Annotated in this window: 1 protein-coding gene; it reads right to left on the bottom strand. The window is 44.7% G+C overall.

What is annotated here, in order from left to right:
• On the bottom strand, positions 1-291 hold a 291-nt coding region (locus KP705_RS17875; RefSeq protein WP_215765260.1), incomplete at its 3' end, for a hypothetical protein.
• Positions 292-436: the final 145 nt, after the last annotated feature.

Below are 436 nucleotides of genomic sequence, written 5' to 3'. Positions count from 1 at the left end.
CTCAAGAGTTCCCGCATCCTTAACAATGCACGACATCCTCTCACGAACATCAGCAAGAAAATCCTGCCAGCCGTTCCCCTTCAAATACGGCAGATCAAAGAGGATATTCATATGCATGTTAAGGGTTTCATGATCCTCATTATGAGTGAACTCAGTCCCCCTGAAATACAGATTTGAACCATATTTTTGATTGAGCCAACGGAAGCAATCAGAGAGCTTGCGTGTCCATTTCCTATGCTCCTCCTTGATGTCATCATATATGCGGACGTTCTCACCGCAGGTGATAACCATGTACCGCAGATACTTCCCCTAATACGGGAGAATGTTATCAATCCAATAGGTCAGCTCATTCCTCAACAGGCGACTCTCAGCAACACCAACAGAAGGAATGAACATGATATGCCTAAACTGTTCATCCATCTGCTGAGCTAATCCA

Source organism: Gluconobacter sp. P1D12_c (genome assembly GCF_018812105.1).
In the GTDB taxonomy this organism is placed as follows: Bacteria; Pseudomonadota; Alphaproteobacteria; order Acetobacterales; family Acetobacteraceae; genus Gluconobacter; species Gluconobacter oxydans_A.
The sequence above is the reverse complement of the archived record's forward strand: the minus strand, read 5'-3'. Positions and strand labels throughout refer to the sequence as shown.